A 5,185-nucleotide genomic window follows, 5' to 3' on the forward strand; every position below is an offset into this window, starting at 1 on the left:
CGAGGTTGACGTTCACGCTCTTCGTCTCGGTGAAGCTGTCGAGCATGCCTTCGAGCGACATCTCGCGGCCGATGCCGCTCTCCTTGATGCCGCCGTAGGACTGGCCGAGCGCTTGGCCCCCGCCCTGGTTGACCTGGACCCAGCCGGCCTCGACGGCGTGGGCGGCCCGCAGCGCCCGCCCGATGTCGCGGGACCAGATGTAGGCGGCGAGCCCGTAATGGCTGTCGTTGGCCATGCGGATCGCCGCGTCCTCGTCGCGCCAGGGGATCGCCACGAGGACGGGCCCGAAGATCTCCTCCCGGGCGAGCCGCCAGTCGTTCGAGGTGTCGGCGAAGATCGTCGGCAGCGCGAAGTAGCCGCGGGTCAGCGGGCCGTCTTTGGGCGGCAGGCCGCCGGTGACGAGGCGCGCCTCCGGCCGGCTCAGCCCGTCCGCCACGTAGCCGCAGACCTTCGTGAACTGGCGCTCGTTGATGATCGCGCCGATGTCGGTGGCCTCGTCCAGGGGATCGCCGATCGTCAGGGCCGAGACCCGGGAGACCAGCCGGTCGAGGAACCCGTCGTAGATGTCGGCGTGGAGGAACAGCCGCGATCCGGCGGTGCAGGACTGGCTCTGGCGGGTGAACCGCATCGAGGCGATGATCCCGTCGAGCACCCAATCCTCGTCGGCGTCGGGGTAGACGATCGACGGGCTCTTGCCCCCGAGTTCGAGGGAGACCGGCGCGATCCGCTCGGCGGCGGCGCGCATGATCGCCTTGCCGACCGCGGTCGAGCCGGTGAAGCTGACCTTGCGCACCAGCGGGTGGGCGGCCAGGGGCTCGCCGCACTCCTTTCCGTAGCCGGTGACCACGTTGACGACGCCGGCCGGCAGGTGCTCCTGGCAGATCTCGGCGATCATCAGCACGGCGAGCGGCGCGTCCTCGGCGGCCTTGAGCACGATCGTGTTGCCGGCGCAGACCGCCGGGGCGATCTTGAGCGCGGCGAGCTGCGCCGGGGCGTTCCAGGGGACGATCGCGCCCACCACCCCGAGGGGCTCTCGCCGGGAGTAGCTGAGCTGGCCTTCGCCCAACGGAATCGTGACGCCCTTCAATTCGCCCGCGAGGCCGCCGAAGTAGCGGAAGGCGTCGGCGACGATCCGCGCCTCGCCGCGCGCCTGGGTGCGCAGGGCGTTGCCGGTCTCGGTGGCGATCAGGCGGGCCATCTCCTCCTGGCGCGCCTCCAGCGCCTCGCCGATCGCCAGCAGCAGGCGGCCGCGGTCGCGCGCGGCGACGCGGGACCAAGCCGGGAACGCCGCCGCGGCCGCGTCCACCGCGCGCTCGACATCCGCCTTCCCCCCCCGGGGCACCGCGCCGATCGGCTCGCGCCGACCCGGATTCTCGACGGTGATCGTCTCCCCCGACGCAGCGGGGACCCACGCGCCGCCGATCAGCATCTGCTTCGAGAGGGTGCCGGGCGCGGTCTGGGATACGGACATGCTGACTCCTTGGTCGGTTCGCGCATACACCAGGACGCGGCGGGCGCGTCCCCGCCCTCGATCATCCGGATGACGCCGGAGTAACCCGGTTCCCTGTCGCCGGTGCCGCAGACCAGGCCGCAGAGCGACGCCGCGAGCGTCCCGAGGGGCAGGCCGATGACGTGGACGTCGGTGACGGCGATCGGCGGTCCGGCGAGCCGCCGCTTCGGGCCGGCGATGCCGGCCTCGGCTGCCTGCTCGCTGCTGTCGAGTGATGTCGCCGTCGGAATCGGCGGGCCCGATCATCCCGGCGATCGAGGCCTTCGGGACCTTCTGCCTCGCGGAGCGGATCGGCACTTCGTCGGCCCAGCATCCGCGGCCAGTCCATCGAGCTGGTGGCGACACTGCGGGCCTTCAGCCTGACGATGCACGGGGCGGCTGCGGACGCGCAAATTCGGCGAATACGAACTTGGATTCCACGGCAGCCCGGCCTTCCTGCCATGGCGGGTCTGAGGCTGCGCCCGGTAGCCCGGCGCGGCCCGGGCGTGCTAGCGCGGCGCCATGCCGGCCCCCGTCCAGTCCAGCGTCTCCCGCCCGTGACGCGCAACACCGCCACGCTCGTCGGGCTCGGCGCGATCGGGCTGTGGGCGCTGCTCGCGCTGTTCACCGCAGCCTCGGGCGCGGTGCCGCCGTTCCAGCTCGCGGCGATGACCTTCCTGATCGGCGGGCTGGTCGGCTCCGCGACCTGGATCGCCCGTCCGTCCCGCGCCCGGGCCCTGGTCCAGCCCTGGCCGGTCTGGCTGCTCGGGGTCGGCGGCTTGTTCGGCTATCACGCGCTGTACTTCAGCGCCCTGCGCCTCGCCCCGCCCGCGGAGGCGGGGTTGATCAGCTACCTGTGGCCGCTGCTGATCGTGCTGTTCTCCGCGCGCCTGCCGGGGGCCGGCGGCCTGCGGGCCGGCCATCTCGCGGGGGCCGGCCTTGGGCTCGCGGGTGTGGCGATCCTGTTCGCCGGCCGCGGCGGCCTCGGCTTCTCCGCCGCTGCGCTGCCGGGCTACGCCGCCGCGTTCCTCGCCGCCTTCGTCTGGGCGGGCTACTCGGTGTTGTCGGCCCGGGTCGGCGCGGTGCCGACCGATGCGGTCGCCGGCTTCTGCCTCGTCACCGCCGCCCTGAGCCTGCTGTGCCATCTCGGCCTGGAGACCACCGTATGGCCGTCCGGTGCCGCCGAGTGGGGCGCGGTGGCGCTGCTCGGCCTCGGACCGGTGGGGGCGGCGTTCTACCTCTGGGATGTCGGCTGCAAGCGCGGCGACGTGCGGCTGCTCGGGGTCGTCGCCTACGCGGCGCCGGTGCTCTCGACGCTGATCCTGGTGGCGACCGGCTACGCGGCCGCGAGCGCGGCGCTGGCGGTCGCTTGCGGACTGATCGTGGCCGGCGCGCTGCTCGCCGTGCGCGCCTCGCGGGCGGCCCCGGCCTGAGGCGCCCTCAGCCCCGCGGCGTCGGCCGCCAGTCGGGCGGCGCCATCTCGAAGCCGGCGAAGTCGAAGCCCGGCGAGACGGTGCAGCCCACCAGCGTCCAGGCGCCGAGGCTGGTGGCCGTCTGCCAGTGACCGGCCGGGACCACGCATTGCGGCCGCTGCCCGCGCGCGAGGTCCGGCCCGAGATGGACGGCCGCGGCGTCGTGCCCGTTCGGGCTCACCGTCAGCACCAGCGGCGCGCCCGCGTGCCAGTGCCAGATCTCGGCGGCGTCGACCCGGTGCCACGCCGAGACCTCGCCGACATCGAGCAGGAAGTAGATCGCGGTGCCGACCGAGCGGCCGTCGACGGTGCGGGGATCGCGGAACGTCTCGCGGTAGTGGCCGCCCTCCGGATGGGGCTTCAGCCCGAGCGTCGCGATCACCTCCGCCGCGTTCATCATCGCCCCGTCCTCGCCTCGCTTGCCGCGATCTGGCGCCGATGCTACCGGCCGCACAGCCCGAGAGCCCGAAAAACATGCCGAGCCCGACCATCCGCCTGCACCGCGGCGACCTGCCCGCCGACTACGCGGCGGGCTCCGCGGTGGCGGTCGACACCGAGACGCTCGGCCTCAACCCGCACCGCGACCGGCTCTGCGTGGTGCAGCTCTCCACCGGCGACGGCACGGCGGACGTCGTGCAGATCCTCCCCGGCGGCCCGGAGCCGGCGAACCTCGCCCGCGTCCTGGCCGACCCGACGGTGCAGAAGATCTTCCACTTCGCGCGGTTCGACCTCGCGGTGCTCTACCGGCGCCTGGGCGTCATGCCGGCGCCGGTCTACTGCACCAAGATCGCCTCGAAGCTCGCGCGCACCTACACCGACCGGCACGGGCTGAAGGACGTGGTGCGCGAGACGGTGGGCGTCGACCTGTCGAAGCAGCAGCAATCCTCCGACTGGGGCGCGGAGACCCTGTCGCAGGCGCAGCTCGACTACGCCGCCTCGGACGTGCTCCACCTGCACGCCGCGCGGGACCGGCTCGACGCCATGCTTGCCCGCGAGGGCCGCACCGACCTCGCCGCCGCCTGCTTCGCGTTCCTGCCCACCCGCGCCCGGCTCGACCTGGACGGCTGGCCGGAGACCGACATCTTCGCGCACAGCTAGCGCCGTCTGTCTCGGCGGCCGCTCCGCCGACGTGTCTTCGCACTCGGGAGCGTGGTTTCATGCGCCGCTCTCGAATCGGGGAGGCGGGGATGGATGTGCGGATCGGGGCGATCCTGGCCGGGATCGCGGCCGCGGGGCTCGGTACGGCCCCGGCCGCGGCGCAGCAGGCGGGCGCGACCCGCACGGAGTTGCAGGCGCTGAGCTACCCCGACCCGGGGCACCGGGCCGCGACCTACCTCGTCACGGTCCCCCCGCAGGGGACGATCCCCCGCCACACCCATCCCGGCGTGGAGATGGGCTACCTCGTCGCCGGGGAGGGCATCCTGTCCGTGCAGGGCCAGCCGGACCGGGCGGTGAAGGCCGGCGATTCCTGGGCGATCCCGGCCGGCACCCCGCACGCGCTCAAGACCGGCGACGGGCAGACCCGGGCGGTGGTGACCTTCGTGACCGAGGCCGGTAAGCCGCTCGCCAGCCCGGCGCCCGAGTGACGGCGCCGGCGGGGCAGGGGAGGGCCGCGATGAATCCGGCGATCGAGCGGGCCGAGGCCTTCTGCGCGCGGTTCGGGCTGCGGGTGCCGATCCTGCTCGCGCCGATGGCCGGGGCCACCCCGCCGGCCCTCTCGGCGGCGGTGTCGAGCGCCGGGGGGCTGGGCGCCTGCGGCGCGCTGCTGATGCGGCCGGACGAGATCCTGGCCTGGGCGCGGGCGGCGCGGGCCGCCTCGAACAGCGCCTTCCAGATCAACACCTGGATCCCCGACCCGGCGCCCGCCCGCGACCGGGACCACGAGGCGCGGGTACGCGACTTCCTCGGTCGCTGGGGGCCGGAGGTCCCGCCCGAGGCGGGCGAGGCCGCGCCGCCGGATTTCGACGCGCAGTGCCGCGCGATCCTGGAGGCGGGGCCGGCGATCGTGTGGTTCTGCGTCACTTTGTGTGGCGGGTCAGACAGCGCAGAGGACGCGCTGCCGTAGCAACTCGAAGCCGGCGCGTCCGTACATGCTGCGCTTGATCATCTTCAGGCGACTGATGTGGCCCTCCGCCGGGCCGGTCGACCACGGCAGCGCGATGGCGTTCGTGATGCCGGCGGCGTCGCGCTGCAAGCTGGCGGCGAAGCGCTTCAGCGCGCTTGA

At 73.9% G+C, this 5,185-nt stretch carries 7 protein-coding genes; 4 read left to right on the plus strand and 3 right to left on the minus strand.

The genetic code is table 11. The features are described from left to right. A partial coding sequence (locus tag Q8W71_RS32340) for an aldehyde dehydrogenase family protein (RefSeq protein WP_305529423.1) occupies positions 1-1,471 on the minus strand: 1,471 nt, incomplete at its 3' end. 575 nt (positions 1,472-2,046) lie between these two features. On the opposite strand from Q8W71_RS32340, the gene yddG reads away from it, so the two are divergent. Further along, complete coding sequence (gene yddG, locus Q8W71_RS32345) at positions 2,047-2,922, plus strand: aromatic amino acid exporter YddG (protein WP_305529424.1); 876 nt, start codon at positions 2,047-2,049, stop codon at positions 2,920-2,922. Between the two features lie 7 nt (positions 2,923-2,929). Here the strand turns inward: yddG and Q8W71_RS32350 are convergent, their stop codons facing one another. After that, positions 2,930-3,358, minus strand: a complete 429-nt coding sequence (locus Q8W71_RS32350) for a cupin domain-containing protein (protein WP_305529428.1) — start codon at positions 3,356-3,358, stop codon at positions 2,930-2,932. A gap of 77 nt (positions 3,359-3,435) precedes the next feature. Here Q8W71_RS32350 and Q8W71_RS32355 point away from each other — a divergent pair, with 77 nt between their 5' ends. The 3 genes from Q8W71_RS32355 (at position 3,436) to Q8W71_RS32365 (ending at position 5,026) form a co-directional block, all read left to right on the plus strand. Further along, the gene (locus Q8W71_RS32355; protein WP_305529425.1) at positions 3,436-4,059 is read left to right on the plus strand and encodes a ribonuclease D; all 624 of its coding nucleotides are present in this window, start codon (positions 3,436-3,438) and stop codon (positions 4,057-4,059) included. An 89-nt stretch (positions 4,060-4,148) separates the two neighbouring features. Next, positions 4,149-4,547: a cupin domain-containing protein gene (locus tag Q8W71_RS32360; protein ID WP_305529426.1), complete on the plus strand. Its 399-nt coding sequence runs from the start codon at positions 4,149-4,151 to the stop codon at positions 4,545-4,547. 29 nt (positions 4,548-4,576) lie between these two features. Continuing rightward, positions 4,577-5,026: a nitronate monooxygenase gene (locus tag Q8W71_RS32365; RefSeq protein ID WP_305529427.1), complete on the plus strand. Its 450-nt coding sequence runs from the start codon at positions 4,577-4,579 to the stop codon at positions 5,024-5,026. On the opposite strand, the gene Q8W71_RS32370 is transcribed toward Q8W71_RS32365, so the two are convergent. Further along, positions 4,997-5,185, minus strand: a 189-nt coding sequence (locus Q8W71_RS32370; RefSeq protein ID WP_305527823.1) for a transposase, incomplete at its 5' end; no start/stop codon positions are given. The two genes, Q8W71_RS32365 and Q8W71_RS32370, sit on opposite strands and share 30 nt — an antisense overlap.

The sequence above is a fragment of the Methylobacterium amylolyticum genome, from assembly GCF_030700245.1.
GTDB lineage: Bacteria > Pseudomonadota > Alphaproteobacteria > Rhizobiales > Beijerinckiaceae > Methylobacterium.